Source organism: Shewanella pealeana ATCC 700345, assembly GCF_000018285.1.
GTDB classification, from domain to species: Bacteria; Pseudomonadota; Gammaproteobacteria; order Enterobacterales; family Shewanellaceae; genus Shewanella; species Shewanella pealeana.
This window is the reverse complement of record NC_009901.1, coordinates 937,110-957,817: the sequence shown is the minus strand read 5'-3', so window position 1 is coordinate 957,817 and position 20,708 is coordinate 937,110. Positions and strand designations below refer to the sequence as shown.

The following is a 20,708-nucleotide window of genomic DNA, read 5'->3' as shown; positions in this document are numbered from 1 at the left end:
AGGCTATTTCAAATATGCTACTGCATAAAGAAACAACCCAGCTTTTAGCGTTATCTTTTTACATCATACCAAACAGAATTGCAGTCATTGCAAGTAGACCTGCAATCACAACAAAGATGTTGCTGAAACGACCACGGTATGCAGCTAGCGCTGGCACTTTGTGAATCGCATACATTGGCATTAGGTAAAGAATCGCAGCGATGATTGGACCGCCTAGCGCTTCAATCATACCCAAAATGCTTGGGTTGATAATTGCCACGCCCCAGATAGTGAAGAACATGAAACCTAAAATAAACTTGTTTAGTTTAGAATCTGAAACTTCTTTTCCACTCGAGCGTAGTTGCTTAGTAATTAGTCCTTTCATACCTTCAGTAGCACCCATGTAGTGACCGAAGAAAGAAGAGATAATCGCAACGAAGGCAATGAATGGACCGAAGTAGCTTACAAATCCACTTTCATGCACGTTTGCCAAGTAAGAAAGAATTGGCAAGTTCAGTGATTTCGCTTCAGCAAGCTGTGCTGGCGATAGTGCTAATACACATGAGATAACAAACATCATCACGAAACCAACCAACATAAATGTGGTGTTACGTAGGATTACGTCTGCTTTACGTGCTGCATTTGCACCGTGATCACGCTTTAGCGACACAGAGAACTGTGAAATCGCAGGTGAGTGGTTAAAGGCAAAAATAAGTACTGGGATGGTCAACCAAACCGTACCTAAGAAGTCTACAGTGCTTGGCACAACTTGTAGTGCGTCTGTTTTCCAATCAGGAATAAGATACACAGACATGAATGCTAAGATGCCCACTAGTGGATATACCAATAGCTGAGTTACTTTAAGCATCATCTTCTCACCAGCAACCATCACTGACATCATACCAAGGATCAATACACCTGATAGAATGAAGCGTGGTGGCGATGCCATGCCTAACTGGTTTACAATAAAGCTATCAACAGTGTTGGTAATACCCACACCGTAGATTAAAACGATTGGGTAGATAGCGAAGAAATAAAGCAAAGTAATTGCCTTGCCTGCGCCTACACCAAAATGCTCTTCTACTACGTGAGTAATGTCACTGCCTGGCTTGCTTGATGAGCAAACAAAACGCGACAAGCCACGGTGAGCGAGGTAAGTCATTGGACCGATGATAGCAACCATCATCATTAGCGGCCAAAAACCGCCCATACCAGCGTTAATTGGTAGGAATAAAATTCCGGCACCAACGGCTGTACCAAACAAACTCAACATCCAGGTTGTATCTTGACGTGTCCAAGGCATTGACTTAGTCGTTGCCGTATCATTTTGTACCACTTCTTCTGTACAGATCGCGTCTTTTTGCATTTTTGTTACCTTAAAGGTGCTAAGTGGCACCGTTTAATTTTGATCTTGGTGAGTAATTTCGCGGTTAAGAATATCCTAATGCATACGCCAAATCTTGATCTGGGTTCACATTCTGTAATTGATTTTCAAATCCTAATCAAATTGAGAGCTAGATCTCTTAAATTATGTAATAAGCTTTCATTTGATCTTCATGATTGCAACGCAATCGAACCTTAAATTAACATTAAATTCACGTAAATCATGAATTGCTCATGTACAACCTCGAATCGTGAAAAACTGCCAGCGGACATAGATCGCAAAAAACCGAATTTACAGACACGAACAGTCAATTCAATGCCTGTTTTTGAATTGAGTCACAGCATTTGGTGGCAAAATTTACCCTATCATTAGTTAATCTAATGGACGTTTTTGTTAATTTTTTTTGAACGTGAGTTAATCAAAGTTAAATTCAAGCAGTAAATGCCTTTTCCACTCACATGTTTGATGGTGAAAATACAGATAAAATACAATAAACTAGTACGACAAAAGTGTTCCCTAATCGAGAATATATAACCAAAATGAAAGACACTATCAGCATCATCGTTGGCTCAAAGAATCCCGTTAAAGTAGGGGCCGCTCAAAACGCCTTGGCAACTCTTTTTCCCAATAAGCATATTGAGTGTCAAGGTGTCGATGCGCCGTCGTTCGTCGCAGACCAGCCTATGACAGAGGCCGAAACAAGACTGGGAGCAATCAATAGAGTCAAATATTGCCAAGAACATTATCAGGCCGATTACTATATTGCGATGGAAGGCGGAGTGGATTTATTCGAGCATGGCCCGGCGACATTTGCCTATATAGCAATAGCTCACAAGGCACAGGTGAGTGTTGGTCGTGGGGCGCAATTACCATTGCCAATGTCGGTATATCGCGCTTTAACCCAGGGCCAAGAACTAGGCCATGTTATGGATAGCATGTTCAATACCGTCAATATCAAACAGAAAGGTGGCGCGATAGCCTTGCTCACCGAAGGCCATGCTACACGCCAAGGAAACTATACTCAGGCGATAATTCTCGCCATGGCGCCTATGCTACACCCGCAACTGTACATGAATTAGCAATAACTTTATTATTTTTAGCTTAAGGTGCTTGATTTTAAAAAATAGTCCTCGTAGGTTAGGTGTTACTCGCAACTAAACAAGATCTGTTCGATGAATCAAGCCCAGTCTAATAGCTACAATTCAGCTTTTCAGCTACGTCGCCTTTCTAGGCAACTTATTCGCCAACTCGGTTTATTAGACGCCGCATGTGGTAATCAGCCTCTCTCCCCTGTTCAAGCGCATACTTTAATTGAGTTAGGAGAGAGTTGTTACTCCATTAAGAAACTCGCTGAAATTCTTAATATCGATAAATCCAACGCCAGCCGGGCCGTGAGTCAACTTGTTGAAAAGGGTTTTGCCAAGTCACAATCGAACCCGAGAGATAACCGTAGCCTAGTGGTGCAAATTACTCCTAAGGGAAAGAAACAACTCATTAAGCTTAATGAGCAACAGAACCAACTTTTTACAGAGATAAGGGCTCAGCTTCCCCAAGAGCATATCGAAGAACTAGAAATCTCTTTGGTGCGATACAACAAAGCAGTAATCCAGTCTAAGTCACAACAGGGTTATTGCCTAAGAAGCATTGAGGCCAGAGACAATGCACAAATAGCACAGGTTATCCGTCAGGTATCGGCAGAGTATGGACTCACGGCAGACAAAGGTTACGGCGTAGCCGATAAAACTCTCGACTCGCTTGCTGAAGTTTATCAGGCCCATAACGCCCACTATTGGGTGATAGAGTTCGAAGGGGAAATTCTTGGCGGCGCAGGCATAGCGCCACTAGCCGGACATCAAGGTCTTTGTGAATTACAGAAGATGTACTTCCTGCCCCGAGTGCGTGGTAAGGGCTTTGCCAAGCGCTTGGCTCTGCAGGGGCTGCGCTTTGCCAGTGAGCAGGGCTATGAGTCCTGTTATTTAGAAACGACGGCCAACTTAATCGAAGCGATTAAGCTGTATGAGTCTTTGGGTTTTGAACATCTCGACGCCCCCTTAGGTGATACTGGCCACGATGCCTGTGAAATCACTATGCTCAAGTCATTATCCGCTCGATAAGCCGATTGGGGTGGGTAACAGCATTAGTATGCCTTAAGCATCAGACTCAACATAAGCTTATGGTTTTTCACCTTAAAGCTTGCTAGCCTCAAATGAAACCGCATTCACGTAGAAGTGAGTTATTTATGCAATATAGACGTCTTTCGCATTCAAGTTTAAATGTCAGTCAAATCTGTTTAGGTACCATGACTTGGGGAGCACAGAACACCCAAGCACAAGCATTCGAGCAACTCGATTATGCTATCGGTGCAGGCATTAACTTTATCGATACCGCCGAGATGTACCCAGTACCTCCTGAGGCTGAAACTCAAGGCGAAACAGAGCGCATTCTAGGCAACTACCTTAAGCAAAGAGGCAATCGCGATAATCTCATCATCGCGACTAAAGTCGCGGCACCTGGCGGAAAAAGTGATTATATCCGCCCAAATATGGCGCTAGACTGGCGTAATATTCATGCCGCTGTCGATGCCTCGCTCGAACGCTTACAGCTAGAGACTATCGACCTGTACCAAATCCACTGGCCCGATAGAAACACTAACTTCTTCGGTGAACTGGGCTACCAGCAGCAGGATGAGCACGAGAAGCAAACACCGATCATCGACACCCTAGAAGCACTAGCCTCTCTGGTAAAATCGGGCAAAATCCGCTATATCGGCATATCTAACGAAACGCCTTGGGGCTTTATGGAGTATCTACGTTTAGCCGAGAAGCATGACTTACCTAAAATTGTGTCGGTGCAGACCCCCTATAATCTGCTCAATCGCAGCTATGAAGTGGGCATGGCGGAGATCAGCCACCGTGAAGAGGTGCCATTACTGGCATATTCGCCACTGGCTTTTGGTGCGCTATCGGGTAAATACCTCAATGACCAATGGCCAGAAGGCGCAAGAATGACGCTGTTTAAGCGCTTTGCTCGCTATACAGGCACTCAGATGGCACTGGAAGCAACTCAGGCCTACGTTGAGCTTGCACGCGAATTCAATCTAAGCCCTGCAGAGATGGCTCTAGCCTTTGTTAATTCAAGAAAATTTGTCGCATCCAATATCATTGGCGCCACCAACCTTGAGCAGCTTAAAGAGAATATCGACAGCATTCACTGCGCTATCTCTCCCGAGTTGCAACTACGCTTAGATGAACTCGCGCTGTTATATCGTTTCCCTTGCCCTTAAAAGCCTTAAAGCGATATTTTTAATCGTCTAACTTGCTTTAGGTGTTTAGATCTTAAAAAAATCTATGCACCTTTATTTTTATCAATAACCTTGCCAGCAGCCCTTAAAGCGATATTTTTAACTGTCTAACTTGCTTTAGGGGCTCAGATCTTACAAGATCTGAGCGCCTTTTCTTTTTATCGATAATCTTGGATCAATTAATGGATCTCTCAACGCTGCGATCACTGTTCCCAACTCTGGCTCAATCTAACGATGGTTACCCTCTGTGTTATCTAGATACGGCGGCTACCAGTCAGAAGCCTCAGCAGGTGATCGATGCCATGAATCACTATTATCACCATGATAATGCCAATGTGCATCGCGCAGCCCATCAGCTATCGGCACGTGCCACCAGCCAGTATGAAGCGGTGCGTGACAAGCTGTGTAAATTCATTAATGCCAATCGACGTGAAGAGATCATCTTTACCCATGGCACCACAGAATCTATCAACACAGTTGCTAACGGTTTAACGGCTCAAATAAAGCAAGGCAGCCTTATTCTTATCGATAGCGCCGCCCATCACGCCAATATTGTGCCTTGGCAACAACTTGCTAAGCGCACTGGCGCAATTATCAAGCCTATTCCGCTGACAGCCGATTGCCGCCTCGATACCGCAGCTTTCGATGTTTTACTCAGTGAAAAGCCAGCTGTCGTCGCCCTAAGTCATGTATCCAACGCTCTGGGCACTGTCAACCCAGTCAAAGACTTGGTCAGCAAAGCCAATCAGGTCGGCGCGATCACCTTGGTCGATGGCGCTCAAGCCATAGCTCATATGGGTGTCGATGTACAAGCTATCGGTTGTGACTTCTATGTATTCTCAGGCCACAAGATGTACGGCCCAACAGGCATAGGCGTCTTATATGGGCGCTTCGATATTCTGGACAGATTAAGCCCTCTCATCACCGGCGGCGAGATGATAAAAAGCGTCAGCTTTGAGGTTACAGAGTTTAACGTATTACCCAACCGCCTAGAAGCTGGCACCCCGCCGATAGCAGAAGTGATTGGCCTAGGCGCGGCTATCGACTTCATCGAGGCCTTACCGAGCGAGCAGATCCACGCCAAAGAGCAAGAGCTACTCAATTACCTGCAAGACGAGTTAAAGAACATGGGAGATGTGGTACTTTACGGCGCCCACACCGATAACCTTGGCGCAGTCGCTTTTAATCTGGCCGATGAGCATCATCAAGATGTGGGTATTTTACTCGACCAACAAGGCATTGCCGTGCGCTGCGGCCACCACTGCGCCATGCCACTGATGCAAAGCCTTGGACTAAAAGGCTGCTGCCGAGCATCAATTGGCGTTTATACTAATAAGGACGATATCGACAACTTTATTGCGGCTATGGAGTCGGTGAAAGAGTTGTTGTTATAAAAGAAGGGGCTAGGTCCTAGGAAAAGCAGGTTCTAGGTTAAAAGCAAAGACGGAACAGGCTGAGACGGTAACAGCCGAGCAAAGCCGGAAGAGCAGAACCAATAGAAGGGCTATTGTAGGTCGGCATTTATGCCGTCATCTTTGATGGGCTAAAGCCCAACCTACATGAATAAGCGACTTGCTTGTATAGCAGGACGAAGTCCGCTCTAGCCGCGAAGCGTCCTCGCAGCGAAGCGTTCTAGGACCTAGGTCCTATAAAAGCCAAGCACGTTTTTATTACATTATTAATTCAATTTAGGTCGAGTATGAGTCAGTCAGTTCACCCCTCTGCAGAGCAGTTTTTAGCATTAACCCTTGAAAGCGATGCACAAGCAACACTTTCATTATTTGAGCAGGCGGGTAACTGGCAAGAACGCTACCGTCAAATCATGTTGCTAGGTAAGAGCCTACCTAAACTCGATGACAGCTTGCGCGTCGACGGTGCACAGGTACGTGGCTGCGAGAGCAACGCCTGGCTATATCACAGTGAGATTGACGGCAAACATTACTTCCTAGCAGACAGCGATGCTCGCATCGTCAAAGGCTTAGTCGCCCTGTTATTAATCGCCTGTAATGGCAAGAGCAGCAGCGAAATCTGTGCATTCAGCCCAGACAGCTACTTTACTCAGCTAGGCCTTCAAGGCCAGCTCAGCCCCTCTCGTACCAATGGCCTGCTAGCACTCGCCAAGGCGATAAAACTCGCCGCCGAATAGTAATCCACTTTCTGAGGGAAATGGTTTTGGGCCTAAAATAAAAAGGCGCAATCGTTACCGAATGCGCCTTAGCTCTAGCTTTAAAGAATGCAAGCTCTCGAAAAGAGCGAAGAGAAAGCTACAAAGATAGGTTCGCTATGGTCTTTTGGATACCGACCACATCGGTGCCACGTTTTAGCTCTTTGACTAATGGATCTTTTTGGCCCGAGATCCATATTTTTAGCTCTGAATCCATATCGAACGTGCCGGCAGTTTCTACTTCAAAATGGGTTATCGACTTATATGGCACCGAGTGATAGCTCACCTTCTTACCTGTAACGCCCTGTTTATCGATTAAGATAAGACGCTTGTTGGTAAACACGAACATATCGCGAATAACCTTATAAGCTAAGGTTAACGCCTCACCATCGGCCATAATTGGACTTAACTCTTGGGTAAGCTCATCGAGGTTAACCTCAGATGCATTACCCATCAGCGAATCTAATAATCCCATCGTCTATATTCCTTAATAGTTTGAGAGAGCTAGTTTGAATTAGCTTGTTTAATTAGCTCACTGATATGTAGCAAGCCTAATCAGTAGTGCGAACCTGTCTGTTTTCACCGACAACCATCATTTCACATTTCGGACAGTCGAACACTAGCTTTAATACATCTTTACCAATTTCCAGCACCATAGGATCGGCTTTAATACCCGGCACCTCTTTAGGACAAAGATTAAAGTTAAAGCGTAAACAATGCTTAGTTACCATCAGCGGCACATCTTCATTGATCCCGTTCTTCTCATAGGTATCTTGAATTTCAATCACCCCATGACGCTGATAAAAAGCCTTGGCTTGTTCGTTGGCCACGTTGCCTAAATAGCTTAAGTGCTTAACCGGATAGACGGCATCTTGGTTGTACTTCCACGCCTTAGGGCGCTGATAACCTTCGACTCTGGCCTGCTCTAGTGCCGCAACAGTGTCACGGCGTAGACCGTTTAACATTGAGGTTGGAATAAACCAGGTCTCAGCGGTTTCTATGCTGATGTTATGGGCGGTAAAGTCGGTACTACCTAGCTTTGCCAGCTGTTTACGCAGGCCTTGCTGCGCTTTTTCAATATCGGTGGCTGCAGTTTTCTCAACAATCAACGACTGAGTCGCAGTGTGGCCATAAACGTCAGTCATGGTAAGCGATACACCGTCATCGGTATCGGCTAATACTAGGTCTACGCCGATAATGCGCTTAGCTGACTCTTTCGCCAACACGGTCTCAAAGGCTTGGTTATGGTTACGATAAATCGTCATGCCCACTTTAAGCTCTTTAGGCATACGCAGCACAAATAGCTTTAAACCTTCAGCGCGATTAACACGCAGGCCTTTTAGCTTGTCATCGGACTGCTTAGCTTCAGCGTAATCACTTGGGAAGAAACACAAGCCGTCACCATTGTTGAAGGTCTCATTCGAAGTCACTTCAATATAGTCATTACCTATGCGCTTAACTGTTGCGACCTCTTCACCAATATATTTTGGCGAGCGGAAGTCATTCATACCTTGGCTGCGTTCATGGACAAAGTAATCTGTCTTGCCGCGGTTAAAGGTCTTTTCAGGATCAGGCGTAAAAGTATGCTCACAGCGACCATGGGATGAAGCGACAAATTCACTGCGACGAGCGATGATCTTGTCTAACTCTTGGCGGTAATGGGCGGTGACGTTTTTAACATAGCTTAAATCTTTTAGACGTCCCTCGATTTTAAACGAGCGTACGCCCGCGTCGATCAAGGCTTCTAAGTTGTCTGTCTGGTTATTATCTTTAAGGGATAATAGGTGCTCGTTTTGCGCCAGTACTTCTCCCTGTCGCGTCTTTAAATCGGCAGGTAAACGACACAGCTGCGAGCATTCACCGCGGTTGGCGCTACGATTACTGAATGAGTGGCTCAAGTTGCACAGGCCACTGAACGCGACACACAGTGCGCCGTGAATAAAGAACTCAATCTGCATATTGGTGTTAGCCGCAACGTCACGAATTTGGCTTAAACCAAGTTCACGAGCCAGTACCACCTGCGAGAAACCTACCTGCTCTAAGAAGGCGACTTTCTCTGGGCTACGGTTATCCATCTGTGTGCTGGCATGTAAGGCGATAGGAGGCAAATCTAGCTGCAGTATGCCCATATCTTGCACGATAAGCGCATCGGCGCCCGCCTCGTACACTTCCCAGATAAGTTTTTGCGCCGCTTGCAGTTCGTCATCCATCAAAATGGTATTGATAGCAACAAACACTTGGGCGTGATATTGATGAGCAAAGCTACATAGGCGCGCGATATCTTCGACGCTGTTACCGGCTGTGGCACGGGCACCGAAGGCGGGACCACCAATATACACGGCATCGGCACCATGGCGGATAGCTTCAATACCGAAGTCGGCATTTTTAGCCGGAGCCAATAGCTCTAGACGGTTATTTTGCAGCTCTACAGGAGAGTGCGACTCGTCTTTAAGCGTCTCTTCGGGCTTATCGCTAGGAGTATAGATGCCAACATTGCTCATAAAAATCACTCAAAAAGGGTTAACACAAATATTTTGGGCGAAGATTATAGCAAAATTGCCCCGCTTTGGCGTTAGCTAATATAAATCAATTTTTAAGCAACTTTTTCGATGACAAAAGCCATGAGGCAAAAGTGATTAGAAAAATCGATTAATAGTGAACTGCTAACCAGATAGTCTCAACCTCTTCGCACGTCCACGCCACTCTATGTTTAACATGAGCTGCGATATTTAGATGTTCGCCCACATTAAGTTCAACCACTTCACCATCAATAAACTCAAGCTTGGCGGCGCCCTGCATCAGCATCACCCACTCGCTACGCGGTTGATCGTACCACTCCCCTTGAGGCGTCACATGGGCTTTAGAGATAATCCTCTCTACCAACACATTATCGGTTTTAACTAATGGCTCAAAAACCTCTTGGCTTAAGTCTTGTGGCAGTGCCTTAAAGATATTGTGCTTTTCCATCGCTATTTCGTTGTCCTTACTTGGCCTTTAGTACACTTATTACAAAAAGGAGCAGATCTCTTGCAGCGACTTTTTCTGCAATGCATGTTCTGGCACTGTGGCGTCTTCGCTCGGATAACCCGCAATGATCAACATATATGGGCGTTCATTACTGTTGTTGCGGCCGCACACCTTGCTTAAAAATGACATAGGTTTTGGCGTATGGGTTAAGGTACCTAGGCCGGCATTATGCAGCGCCTGAATAAGAAAGCCTGTGGCAATGCCTACCGACTCATGCACGTAATAGTTAGTCTTCTGCTCGCCCTCTTCTTCGCTGCGTTTTTGACTGAAAATAGCAATCAACCAAGGCGCATGTTCAAGATAAGGTTTGCTAGCATTGGTGCCTAACGGTTTTAGCGCATCGAGCCACTCCTCTCCAGCACGGCCAGCATAAAATGCCTGCTCAAGTGCCTCGGCCTCATGGCGAATTTGCGCCTTGATCTCTGGGCTATTAATGGCAACAAAATGCCAAGGCTGATGGTTAGCTCCATTGGGAGCTGTACCGGCTGCAAGAATGCACTTTTCAATGATCTCCCTAGGAACGGCACGGTCAGAGAACTTACGTATTGAGTGGCGTCGCTGCACCTGTTTATAGTTTGCATCGGCGCGTTCGAGCATCTCTGATTGAGGGTATTCAATAAAGTCATTTAAAGGGTGATGTGCTTCAGTCATGTTTTACCTTCAAGGTATTTTAGTTATTGTTAGCAATTGCTAAGTGGGCGTCGCAATCCTGCGAACTACTGAGCTTATTCTACTGAGCTTCGACTATGGTTTTAAGCTGCTGCAGCCCTTGGTTTAAGTCGTTAGTAATCATGCCTTCGAAATCGATAAACAGGAACATTAAATTCATCGGGTAATCTAAATGCCCGCCAAAGCCCCAAGTCACTCGGGTCTGATTAGCCGAAATTGCCTGTGTCTCCATATAGGCAAAGTCAGTAGATTCAAATGGCTTATAAAATCTCAACTCATAGTCGATGCGTTTACCTTCATCTATGCGAACTATCTCCTGCTCGCCCACGCCGACCTCTTCTTTGTCACTCGCCCAGCCTGCAACAAACCCTACCATACCGTCTATGCCGCGATAGTTTTTTTGCATATCAGGATCCATCTGCGCCCACACACTATATTGGTCTTGGTTCTTGAGGTATTTGACGTAATCGAATACCTCTGCAACGGGTTTATCTATGGTGATTTGAGTCGTCACCGAGTAATTCTTATCGACAAACAGTCCCGCAATGAAAGGCAATGCAATTATTACCAGCAGGAGCAGCAGGAATTTCTTAAACATGATCATTTACTCTTAATATGCAATGAGCACCGACGTGCAGTATGAAATAAGAATAAACAATATATTAACAAAATGACAAATCTAGCCCACTGACCCATGCAGTTATGGCTAATAGATCTACCCAAATATGAAAAGGAATAGATGTAAAAGATGCACCTTCTGCAGAAGGTGGCTTTGCCCATCTGTTATAAAGCAGACTCCCTAAAAGGGAGCTTTCCTACCGTGCGTTAACAAGACGCCGTAAATATATCCCTATAGGCTCTACTAAATCATCCCTGATTTAGAAGCTTGTACCGCACCATTAGCAAAGCTCACGTATCACTTGAGTTAATCAGCTATGTTTAAATGAACTTATAAGCCGTGTATCGCATGGATGCTAAGCTCGCCTCCATGGACACTTTCTCTTGAAACAAAAGTCGGCGTGCTTATAAGTCGTTAAACATTGCCTTACTCCCCAATGCCATTGAACGTAATTCAGGCAGAGCCTAATTGATGATAACCACCTACTGAAGTCGTGGTTTAGGGCAGAAAACAAAAAAGGACATGCTAATGCTTGTCCTTCAATAAATCGATACCGAGCAGCCCTATTAAAACAAAGGCGTCATATTTACAGACCCAATCTCGCCATCAGCTTTTGGTTCTCGGCTTCGATGTGCTTATAAAAATCTTTGTCAGACAGTTTTGAAGCCGCCGCCTCATCGATCACCAATACCGCATCTTGATGCAGTTGCAGTGCCGATGCAGGGCAAGCTGCGGTTAATGCGCCTTCCACTGTAGCAAGAATGGCATCGGCCTTATTCTCGCCGGTGGCCAATAGCACTACTTTCTTGGCATCTAAGATGGTGCCTATGCCCATAGTGATCGACAGATGTGGTTGATACTCATCTTCTTTGAAGAAACGGGCGTTATCTTCGATAGTCGCCTTGGTTAAGGTCTTCACACGAGTACGCGACATTAAGCCTGATGAGGGCTCGTTAAAACCGATATGACCGTTACGGCCAATGCCGAGTAACTGGATATCGATACCGCCCGCTGATTTTATCTTTTCCTCATAAGCTTGGCAGGCTTCAAGCGGATTAGCGGCATCTCCCGGCGGCACAAAAGTCTTAGATTTATCGATATCGATATGCTCAAAAAGCTGCTCATTCATAAAGTAACGATAACTTTGTGGATGCGTGCCTTCAAGGCCAAGGTATTCATCTAGATTGAACGTTGTAACGGCTTTAAAGGAGATCTGCTTAGCCTTATTTGCGGCAATTAAACTTTGATATAGGGACACAGGGGTTGAACCTGTCGCCAAGCCAAGCACAGAATCCGCCTTCTTCTTCAGCTGCTTAATAAAAATATTTGCGCCATATTCAGCAACCGACGCACTGTCTTTTAATATTACGATTTGCATAAACTTGATCCAATATGTGTTCGTCGTTGTTAGCCAGTCTTTAGCTAAAGGCTAGCTAAGCAGCTCTTCATTCAACAGGTTTGCTTAATTCGTTGCCGAACCGATAAGCGCAAAAACCAACTTGCCGTTAACCATGTAACATTACTATAACCTTACACCGAGCAAATGACAACGCTGTCATTGCGGTTGGTATTTTAACACCTCCCCCCTGTTTACCACGACTCAAGCTAAGCGGCTCGATTAGCGATATAATGCTTACTCCATTACTTTGAGTTTCTACTATGTCTTTCATCGAGCAAGCTGCCGAGCAGGCGCATCAACACTTTTTGATCTACAAGCCCTACGGTTTTTTAAGTCAATTTGTGCCAGAGACCCGAAAAAGTAAGCCGCTACTTGGTCAGCTCTATGACTTTCCCGATAAGACGATGGCTATTGGCCGACTCGACCATGACTCTGAAGGCTTGTTGCTACTGACGACTGATGGCATGCAGAGCCACCTCATTCGCAGTAAAAGCATCGAAAAAGAATATTATGTGCAGGTTGATGGTCTTGTGAGTCAAGCGCAGCTGTTACAGCTACAACAAGGGGTAGAGATCGGCATAAGCGGTGGTAAATACCTGACTTTACCCTGTCAGGTAGAACTGCTAACGACTGAACCTAACCTCCCCGCTCGGGGCAAGAAAATCCGAGATCCTCGCCACGGGCCGACTAGCTGGCTCAGTGTCACCATAGCTGAAGGTAAAAATCGTCAAGTGCGAAAGATGACCGCTGCGGTGGGTTTGCCGACCTTAAGGTTAGTTAGAGTCCGAATTGGCCATATTTGTCTTAAACAGATGCAGCCCGGGGAAGTGCTCCCCGTAAGCAGTTTTATCTAACTTAAAAGCTATGCGCAACGATTAGTTGCGCGGCGCCTTATGCAAAAAGTCTGTCAGTTCTTCGACTAATTTCGGCTTACTATAAAAGTAGCCCTGTGCATGATCGCACAAGTTATCCTTTAAGAAGTCTGCCTGAGCTTGTGTTTCAACCCCTTCGGCGACCACTTTTAGGTTCAAGGCATGCCCCATGGCAATAATCGCCTTGGCTATCGCGGTATTGTGGGTATCTAAAGGCAAGCCAGCAATGAATGACTGATCGATTTTAAGCTTATGGATCGGCAGTTTTTTAAGATAACTCAATGACGAGTAGCCGGTGCCAAAGTCATCAATCGATAGCTCAACTCCCATCAGTCCGAGCTTAGCTAAGTCTTGGCTTACAAGCTCTGGCTCTGACATCATGTAACTCTCCGTCACTTCCAGCTCTAAACAGCTCGCAGGCAACCCCGTTTGTTTAAGGGTCTCTGCGACTTCATCGACAAAACTACTGCGTTGAATTTGCTGACCGGCAACATTCACCGCGATTCGGCCAAAGTTCACGCCTTGTTCACGCCAACGTTGCCCCTGTTCACAGGCGCGCTTTAACACCCAACGGCCAATATCCTGAATTAGGCCGATTTTTTCAGCCAGAGGAATAAAGACAGCTGGAGAAACCGCACCAAAAGCTGGATCGTCCCAACGTAGCAAGGCCTCAAAACCGACCACATCGCCAGTTACAAAGCTGATCTTGGGTTGATACACCAGATACAAGGCATTTAGCTCTATCGCGTCATGAAGCGCACTCTGTAATTTGAGTTTAGCGACGGACTCTTGATTCAGAGACTCGGTATAGAAGGCGCAATTATTACGACCATCTTGCTTAGCTCTATGCATCGCGATTTCTGCATTAACTAATAATCCACTAGGATCTTGGGCATCATCAGGGTAAATCGCCACCCCCATGCTTGAGGTAAGGCGAGCCTGACCATGTTCACCTAAAATAAAAGGCTGGTCGAATACCTTACGTAAATTGTTAATCTGCTGCAGTAGGGCATCGTTACTGTCGATATTGGGTAGCAGCAACGCAAACTCATCACTGCCTAATCGAGCGGCTGTGACTAAATCACCTAAGCTCTGACTAAAACGACGACTGACCTCAAGCAAAACCTCATCACCAACAGGATGGCCATAGCTTTCATTGATCTGCTTAAACAGATCGACATCGATATAAACCAATCCAAGACGCGTATTGCTGTGGCTTGCCTGCTTTAACTCTTGCTCTAAGCCAGTATTAAGCGCCATACGATTAGGTAGCTTAGTCAGCGGGTCGTGAAACGCGACCTTAGCCAGTTCGGCTTCACTCTGTTTCTGCGCCGAAATATCATTAAACACAGCGACAAAAAAACGGATCTGATGCTCAATATCGTAGACAGCACTGATATTAAGCATCTGTGGAAAGATGGCGCCGCTTTTACGGCGATTCCAGATCTCACCGTGCCACTTGCCTTTGCTCAGCAAGTCATTCCACATCTCGGTAAAAAAGGCCTTCTTATGGCGACCAGAATTAAGCACTCTAGGGTTTTGGCCTAAGAGTTCTTCTTTTGTATAGCCAGTGATCTCGCTATAGGCACCATGAGCATCGATAATCGCACCGTCAACATCGGTAATGATCACCCCCTCCACCGAGTTTTCGAAGACTCTCGAAGCCAGCTCCAGCTGATCTTTCGCCGCCTTATGGGATGCGATATTACGCGAGATCCCAATCACCCCAGTGAGTTCCCCATCATCATTGATGGCTGGTACCTTAGTCGTTTCTAACCAAGAGTCTACATCACCAATATCTAAGCCTTCACACTCGCCAGCACTGACCTGAACACCCTGACGAATAGATTCGATATCGCTGGCAATAAAGTGCTTAGCCAAGCGCGGTTCAAACAGCTCATCATCGGTAAAGTTTAAGATCTGCTCTCTAGGGCGGTTCCAAGCAAGCTCTACACTGTGGTTAACCATCATGTAGCGGCCTGATGTATCTTTGACCCACACATGCTCTTTCATGCAATCAATGAAGGCTTGTAAACTAAGTTGACTAGCCTGATGGCTCACATCGCGCTTACTGTTTTGATCGCGCTTAAATTGACGATAAATTTGAGCTAAGTCCTGTTCAATGCTGTCAGCGCACACTTTTAATAGCCGTCTAATTTCTGCTTGCTGAGCCGCCATAGAGTGAGCAGGAATGTCCTCATCAGCAGGACAGATGCAGATATATCCGAATAGAGCGCCTGCTGGCCAGTTGATTGGTATCAAACATTGAATACGAGTGTCGACTTCGGCGAGAGTATCACTATCATCAGTCATTTGTGTTGGAGTACAGCGATAGACCTGCTCTCGAGTCAATTGCAGCTTATCTAGTCGCTCAGGACTAATATTGGCGTAGCCGATAGCAACAAACTTATCGGTTTGCTTTAGCTGTAATAACGCGGCCCCGCACTGGGCTATTCGTGCCAGCATATCGATAGATTGCTGCCATTCACCCCGTTGAGCTTGCGTTATTGTGATATCAATCAACTCTATGTCCTATTAGTTTTCCACTGTGATCCAAAAAGAATTCTGTCAAATCTCGACGTTTGATGGCTATGAAGCAATTTGCAAATAAAAATATCAAAAACAGGCTTAACCTTAGTATTTAAGACTAAGAAGATAAAGGTTCACCCTAGATAAAATCGCAGGAAATCAACATCAGAAAATGCTGTTAACGATACTAAATGTTGACGTTTCAGATGAGTAATCAATATATCAATCTATCATTTATACTAACAAAATCATAGACATTAGCGCTCATCAATCATATTCAGCACTAGAAAAGCCCCACTCTATACCATTAGAGGTATACATTAGTTTTCAGCTATGTATCAACAGCAACAGCTTTATATCTACAGCGACAGCTTTGGCCTAAAAACGAAATAAAATCAAAATTAAGTGCAATTAACAATCACTAACATCAGCAAGCTAAGCTAGGTTGAAATATTAGCAACGCGACAAAATACAGGGAATCGACTTTGATTTATTTGATAAAAATCAACTAACGCGTCAGATTAACTTTTAATCTATCTAAATTGGTCACAGAAATGCAAAATTTGAAATTGTGACATAAAAAAACCAGCCTAGTGGCTGGTTTTTAAAGTCTTACTGCTATGCAGCTATATGCTAAGGATTAGTTAGCTTGTGGACGCATCGCAGGGAATAGGATCACGTCACGGATAGTGTGCGTGTTAGTGAATAGCATCACTAGACGGTCGATACCGATACCTTGACCCGCAGTTGGTGGTAAGCCGTGCTCTAGTGCAGTGATGTAGTCAGCGTCATAGAACATCGCTTCGTCATCACCAGCATCTTTAGCATCAACCTGAGCCTTGAAACGGCTGTCTTGATCTTCAGCATCGTTAAGCTCAGAGAAACCGTTAGCCACTTCACGGCCGCCGATGAAGAACTCGAAACGGTCTGTGATGAAATGGTTGTCGTCGTTACGACGTGCTAGTGGAGAGATATCCGCTGGGTAGCCAGTGATGAAGGTAGGTTGCATCAACTGAGTTTCAGCTGTTTCACCAAAGATCTCTTCTAGTAGCTGGCCACAAGTCCAGAACTTCTCAACTGTCATGCCTAGGCTCTTAGCCAAGTCACGCATAAACTCAACGTCTTTAACTTCTTCATAAGTCATAGACTGGATTGTTGCGTTGTCTGGGTTGTACTTCTTGATTGCATCCAACATGCTCAAACGTGCATATGGGCCACCAAAATCAACAGTGTGCTCACCGTATGGAAGCTGTGGAGAACCACATAGCTCAGTTGCGATAGAGCTTAGCATCTCTTCAGTCAGATCCATTAGATCGTTGAAGTCAGCGTACGCCATATAGAATTCCATCATAGTGAATTCAGGGTTATGGCGAGGAGACAGACCTTCGTTACGGAAGTTACGGTTGATTTCGAATACGCGCTCAAAACCACCAACCACTAGACGCTTAAGGTATAGCTCAGGTGCAATACGTAGGTACATAGCGATATCAAGAGCATTATGATGCGTCTCGAATGGACGTGCTGAAGCACCACCTGGAATGCTGTGCATCATAGGTGTTTCAACTTCCATGAACTCTTTCTTCACCATGAAGTTACGGATAGCCGAAACCACTTTAGAACGCATGATAAAGGCTTCACGAGAGTCTTCGTTAACGATCAAGTCTACATAACGCTGACGGTAGCGAGTCTCTTGGTCAGTTAGACCGTGAAACTTTTCAGGAAGTGGACGCAGTGCCTTAGTTAGCAACTGGTACTCTTCCATGTTCACGTATAGGTCGCCCTTACCTGAAAGGTGTAGCTGACCGGTCACACCTATGATGTCACCAATATCTAGACCTAAGAACTTCTCTTTAAGATCTTTTTGAACGTCTTTACCCGCATAAGCTTGGATACGACCGCTCACATCTTGGATCACCAAGAATGGACCACGCTTCGCCATAACACGGCCAGCGATTGAACGCTCAATGCCCATGCCTTCAAGCTCTTCTTTGGTGTTGTGACCAAATTCAGCTTGGATATCTGCCGCTTTGTGTTTTCGATCGAAGTTGTTCGGGTGACCGTTTGCTGGGCAGTTGGTACGAATGTGCTCTAATTTAGCACGACGCTCTGCAATTAACTTGTTCTCGTCTTGGGTTTGTTCAGTCATCTTCTTCTCTCGTTAAAGGCCAGATTTCAGGCTAGCTTCAATAAACTTGTCCAGATCGCCATCTAAAACGCTCTGGGTATTTCGGTTTTCAACGCCGGTACGTAGATCTTTAATACGTGCATCATCGAGCACGTATGAACGGATCTGGCTGCCCCAGCCAATATCAGACTTGGCATCTTCGGCGGCTTGCTTATCAGCATTCTGCTTGAGCATTTCTAGCTCATACAGCTTTGCCTTCAGCTGTTTCATCGCAGCATCACGGTTCTTATGCTGCGAACGGTCGTTCTGACACTGCACAACGGTATTGGTCGGTAAATGGGTAATACGAATTGCCGACTCAGTTTTGTTAACGTGCTGACCACCCGCACCTGACGCGCGGTAGGTATCAATTCTTAAGTCCGAAGGATTGATATCAATCTCAATCGAATCATCAATTTCTGGGTAAACGAATACCGAACAGAAAGAGGTGTGACGCTTACCCGACGAGTCAAATGGCGACTTACGCACTAAACGGTGTACACCGGTTTCGGTGCGCAGTGAACCAAAAGCATATTCACCGGTAAACTTAATGGTTGCGCCTTTAATACCGGCAACATCACCCGCAGTCACTTCAATCAGTTCCGGCTTATAGTCGTGGGCTTCACCCCAACGTAAGAACATACGCAGCACCATATTGGCCCAATCTTGCGCTTCTGTTCCGCCCGATCCTGATTGAATATCTAAATAACAATCTGAAGCATCATGTGGTTTAGAGAACATACGACGGAACTCAAGTTCCTCAAGGCGTTTCTCTAAGCCCTGTAATTCCGCAGCGGCGTCGTTAAAGGTCTCTTCATCGTTCTCTTCAACGGCTAGCTCTAGTAAGCCTTCGATATCTTCTAGGCCACTGTCCATATCGTCGATAGTCTTCACTACCGCTTCAAGTGCTGCACGCTCCTTGCCTAGGGCTTGGGCGTTTTCTGGATCATTCCAAACTTCAGAGCTTTCAAGCTCTCGGCTGACTTCTTCTAGACGCTCACTCTTGGCATCGTAGTCAAAGATACCCCCGAAGAAGGTCGGTACGGTCGGCGAGCTCCTTGATTTTGAATTTAACTGGATTTACTTCAAACATGATTTAATCAACTTTTAATTGCTAAGCGACAAGGCTTGGTTTCTACAGTAAGTAACTACAGACGGAAAACCCGCTATTTTAACCCATGCTTTGCTCGAAACCTAGCGTCAAAAGCGCACAAAATAGCAATTTTATTCATCAAATGCCCTTCAAGGGCTAAAAACGATAATTCCATCGTAAAACTGGCTCCTCATACTGGCGTAACATAGTCGCAAAAAACCAGCTTCAAGGAACCGAAGATGAAGTTTTTAGGCTGGCTGTCTTTACAGGGCACTTCTATACTCAATATTACCCAGCCACTTGCCAAGCCACTTTGATGGTTGACGCTATTTATGCCCACAGATAGCCACACGACTCACCAATGCCGTTACCATGAAAATAATCAACATATCTGCCGAGAGATCGCTGGAGACTCAGGCCTGTGCTACTGGCATGACCCACAAGTCATAAAGAATAATCCCGATGATATTCATAAGCTTGAGCAGTTTGCTCGCCAAGGCGGCCAGCTCAGGGGCATCAGCCTAAACCACGCCAAACTGGCCAATATCGATCTGGTTCGTCATCAAGAGAAAATCGGCTTCGATTTAAGTAACGCCGAGCTCTATCGCGCCGATCTAAGCGGTGCTCATCTGTTTAATATCAAACTCGAAAATGCCAGCCTAATGAAGGCCGATTTACGAGACGCAACGGTTCACTGTGCCAATTTGCAGGGCTGTAACCTGCTTGGCGTAAAGTGGCTCGGCGCCAAAATTGAAAATATGCATACAGGAAACACCCTACGCCAAGAAAGGCTCGCCCGTGCCGCCAAGAAAGCAGGAGATACAGAAAGAACAACCGACTATTTAGAGCAGGCCGAAGAGATCTATCGCGACTTGCGTAAAGCCGCCGACAGGGAGGGACTATTTGCCATGTCAGGCCAATATATTCGCAAAGAGCTCACCATGCGTCGCTACCAGATGCCCAGATATTGCCTTAAACGCATTATCTCTAAGACCATAGATCTGTTTTGCGGCTATGGCGAAGCGCCTTTAAGGGTTGTCGGTTTCTCACTTATCCTTATTCTCATCAGCGCAGTGCTCTACTTCTTTAGCGGGCTGCAATACGGCGATCAGTTACAGGTCTTTAGCCTAAATAACGATTTCGGCACTAACTTCATGCTGTTTCTCAACTGTATTTACTATTCGGTCGTCACTTTCACCACCCTAGGTTATGGCGACTTTACCCCCATAGGCTTCTCTCGGGCTATCGCAGCTTTCGAAGCCTTTACGGGTAGCTTTACTATTGCGCTATTCGTGGTGGTTTTTGTAAAAAAAATGACCCGCTAAAATCAAACATTAGTAATGCAAAAATGGCTGCAGAATCACCGCAAACAGCCCTTCAAACCTAGATCACACATCAGACCAGCTACAATCATTCACGCGCACATTTCATACCCCACCTGTGAGCACACCGGCATTTTCAGCGAAAACTTAAACTGCATTGTCAGCGTAAAAAAAGGCCGCAGGTAT

17 protein-coding genes are annotated in these 20,708 nt (G+C 45.6%); 7 read left to right on the top strand and 10 right to left on the bottom strand.

Translation table 11 applies throughout. The features are described 5' to 3' along the window. Positions 1–58: 58 nt before the first annotated feature. Complete coding sequence (locus SPEA_RS04060; protein WP_012154034.1) at positions 59–1,345, bottom strand: aromatic amino acid transport family protein; 1,287 nt, start codon at positions 1,343–1,345, stop codon at positions 59–61. Between the two features lie 557 nt (positions 1,346–1,902). On the opposite strand from SPEA_RS04060, the gene yjjX reads away from it, so the two are divergent. The 5 genes from yjjX (at position 1,903) to SPEA_RS04035 (ending at position 6,810) form a co-directional block, all read left to right on the top strand. Beyond that, a complete protein-coding gene (gene yjjX, locus SPEA_RS04055) occupies positions 1,903–2,442 on the top strand; it encodes an inosine/xanthosine triphosphatase (RefSeq protein WP_012154033.1) in 540 nt (179 codons plus the stop codon). Between the two features lie 93 nt (positions 2,443–2,535). Next, the gene (locus SPEA_RS22625; protein WP_012154032.1) at positions 2,536–3,477 is read left to right on the top strand and encodes a bifunctional helix-turn-helix transcriptional regulator/GNAT family N-acetyltransferase; all 942 of its coding nucleotides are present in this window, start codon (positions 2,536–2,538) and stop codon (positions 3,475–3,477) included. Between the two features lie 125 nt (positions 3,478–3,602). After that, positions 3,603–4,646 carry an NADP(H)-dependent aldo-keto reductase gene (locus SPEA_RS04045; RefSeq protein WP_012154031.1) on the top strand — a complete coding sequence of 348 codons (1,044 nt, stop codon included), beginning with the start codon at positions 3,603–3,605 and terminating at the stop codon, positions 4,644–4,646. 200 nt (positions 4,647–4,846) lie between these two features. Next, positions 4,847–6,058 (top strand): cysteine desulfurase, encoded by a 1,212-nt coding sequence (locus SPEA_RS04040; RefSeq protein ID WP_012154030.1) that lies wholly within the window; start codon positions 4,847–4,849, stop codon positions 6,056–6,058. A 305-nt stretch (positions 6,059–6,363) separates the two neighbouring features. After that, positions 6,364–6,810 (top strand): SufE family protein, encoded by a 447-nt coding sequence (locus SPEA_RS04035; RefSeq protein WP_012154029.1) that lies wholly within the window; start codon positions 6,364–6,366, stop codon positions 6,808–6,810. A 118-nt stretch (positions 6,811–6,928) separates the two neighbouring features. Here SPEA_RS04035 and SPEA_RS04030 read toward each other — a convergent pair whose 3' ends face one another. The 6 genes from SPEA_RS04030 to nagB all read right to left on the bottom strand — a co-directional run bounded on the left by SPEA_RS04030 (position 6,929) and on the right by nagB (position 12,521). Further along, positions 6,929–7,303, bottom strand: a complete 375-nt coding sequence (locus SPEA_RS04030) for a PH domain-containing protein (RefSeq protein WP_012154028.1) — start codon at positions 7,301–7,303, stop codon at positions 6,929–6,931. 76 nt (positions 7,304–7,379) lie between these two features. Further along, positions 7,380–9,329, bottom strand: a complete 1,950-nt coding sequence (locus SPEA_RS04025; RefSeq protein WP_012154027.1) for a peptidase U32 family protein — start codon at positions 9,327–9,329, stop codon at positions 7,380–7,382. 148 nt (positions 9,330–9,477) lie between these two features. Continuing rightward, the gene (locus SPEA_RS04020) at positions 9,478–9,795 is read right to left on the bottom strand and encodes a cupin domain-containing protein (RefSeq protein WP_012154026.1); all 318 of its coding nucleotides are present in this window, start codon (positions 9,793–9,795) and stop codon (positions 9,478–9,480) included. A gap of 39 nt (positions 9,796–9,834) precedes the next feature. Beyond that, on the bottom strand, positions 9,835–10,506 hold the full coding sequence (locus SPEA_RS04015; RefSeq protein ID WP_012154025.1) for a nitroreductase family protein: 672 nt from the start codon (positions 10,504–10,506) through the stop codon (positions 9,835–9,837). A 79-nt stretch (positions 10,507–10,585) separates the two neighbouring features. Further along, positions 10,586–11,122: an SRPBCC family protein gene (locus SPEA_RS04010; protein WP_223296566.1), complete on the bottom strand. Its 537-nt coding sequence runs from the start codon at positions 11,120–11,122 to the stop codon at positions 10,586–10,588. A gap of 607 nt (positions 11,123–11,729) precedes the next feature. Next, on the bottom strand, positions 11,730–12,521 hold the full coding sequence (gene nagB, locus SPEA_RS04005) for a glucosamine-6-phosphate deaminase (protein WP_012154023.1): 792 nt from the start codon (positions 12,519–12,521) through the stop codon (positions 11,730–11,732). A 281-nt stretch (positions 12,522–12,802) separates the two neighbouring features. Here nagB and SPEA_RS04000 point away from each other — a divergent pair, with 281 nt between their 5' ends. Next, entirely contained in the window at positions 12,803–13,396 is a 594-nt protein-coding gene (locus SPEA_RS04000) for a pseudouridine synthase (protein WP_012154022.1), read from the top strand. 21 nt (positions 13,397–13,417) lie between these two features. Here the strand turns inward: SPEA_RS04000 and SPEA_RS03995 are convergent, their stop codons facing one another. The 3 genes from SPEA_RS03995 to prfB all read right to left on the bottom strand — a co-directional run bounded on the left by SPEA_RS03995 (position 13,418) and on the right by prfB (position 19,200). Beyond that, positions 13,418–15,937, bottom strand: a complete 2,520-nt coding sequence (locus tag SPEA_RS03995) for a putative bifunctional diguanylate cyclase/phosphodiesterase (protein WP_012154021.1) — start codon at positions 15,935–15,937, stop codon at positions 13,418–13,420. A gap of 646 nt (positions 15,938–16,583) precedes the next feature. Continuing rightward, positions 16,584–18,089, bottom strand: a complete 1,506-nt coding sequence (lysS, locus tag SPEA_RS03990) for a lysine--tRNA ligase (RefSeq protein WP_012154020.1) — start codon at positions 18,087–18,089, stop codon at positions 16,584–16,586. Between the two features lie 12 nt (positions 18,090–18,101). Continuing rightward, positions 18,102–19,200 (bottom strand): peptide chain release factor 2 gene (gene prfB / locus SPEA_RS03985; RefSeq protein ID WP_190272094.1). Its coding sequence is split into 2 segments (ribosomal slippage): positions 18,102–19,124 and positions 19,126–19,200, totalling 1,098 coding nucleotides; the frame shifts between segments, so codons are not numbered across the junction. 332 nt (positions 19,201–19,532) lie between these two features. On the opposite strand from prfB, the gene SPEA_RS03980 reads away from it, so the two are divergent. After that, complete coding sequence (locus SPEA_RS03980) at positions 19,533–20,525, top strand: ion channel (protein WP_012154018.1); 993 nt, start codon at positions 19,533–19,535, stop codon at positions 20,523–20,525. Positions 20,526–20,708: the final 183 nt, after the last annotated feature.

Excerpts from the sequence above, each read along its gene's own strand:
- SPEA_RS04060 (WP_012154034.1), bottom strand. The coding sequence starts at position 1,345 with ATGCAAAAAGACGCGATCTGTACAGAAGAAGTGGTACAAAATGATACG.
- yjjX (WP_012154033.1), top strand. The coding sequence starts at position 1,903 with ATGAAAGACACTATCAGCATCATCGTTGGCTCAAAGAATCCCGTTAAA.
- SPEA_RS22625 (WP_012154032.1), top strand. The coding sequence starts at position 2,536 with ATGAATCAAGCCCAGTCTAATAGCTACAATTCAGCTTTTCAGCTACGT.
- SPEA_RS04045 (WP_012154031.1), top strand. The coding sequence starts at position 3,603 with ATGCAATATAGACGTCTTTCGCATTCAAGTTTAAATGTCAGTCAAATC.
- SPEA_RS04040 (WP_012154030.1), top strand. The coding sequence starts at position 4,847 with ATGGATCTCTCAACGCTGCGATCACTGTTCCCAACTCTGGCTCAATCT.
- SPEA_RS04035 (WP_012154029.1), top strand. The coding sequence starts at position 6,364 with ATGAGTCAGTCAGTTCACCCCTCTGCAGAGCAGTTTTTAGCATTAACC.
- SPEA_RS04030 (WP_012154028.1), bottom strand. The coding sequence starts at position 7,303 with ATGGGATTATTAGATTCGCTGATGGGTAATGCATCTGAGGTTAACCTC.
- SPEA_RS04025 (WP_012154027.1), bottom strand. The coding sequence starts at position 9,329 with ATGAGCAATGTTGGCATCTATACTCCTAGCGATAAGCCCGAAGAGACG.
- SPEA_RS04020 (WP_012154026.1), bottom strand. The coding sequence starts at position 9,795 with ATGGAAAAGCACAATATCTTTAAGGCACTGCCACAAGACTTAAGCCAA.
- SPEA_RS04015 (WP_012154025.1), bottom strand. The coding sequence starts at position 10,506 with ATGACTGAAGCACATCACCCTTTAAATGACTTTATTGAATACCCTCAA.
- SPEA_RS04010 (WP_223296566.1), bottom strand. The coding sequence starts at position 11,122 with ATGTTTAAGAAATTCCTGCTGCTCCTGCTGGTAATAATTGCATTGCCT.
- nagB (WP_012154023.1), bottom strand. The coding sequence starts at position 12,521 with ATGCAAATCGTAATATTAAAAGACAGTGCGTCGGTTGCTGAATATGGC.
- SPEA_RS04000 (WP_012154022.1), top strand. The coding sequence starts at position 12,803 with ATGTCTTTCATCGAGCAAGCTGCCGAGCAGGCGCATCAACACTTTTTG.
- lysS (WP_012154020.1), bottom strand. The coding sequence starts at position 18,089 with ATGACTGAACAAACCCAAGACGAGAACAAGTTAATTGCAGAGCGTCGT.
- SPEA_RS03980 (WP_012154018.1), top strand. The coding sequence starts at position 19,533 with ATGCCCACAGATAGCCACACGACTCACCAATGCCGTTACCATGAAAAT.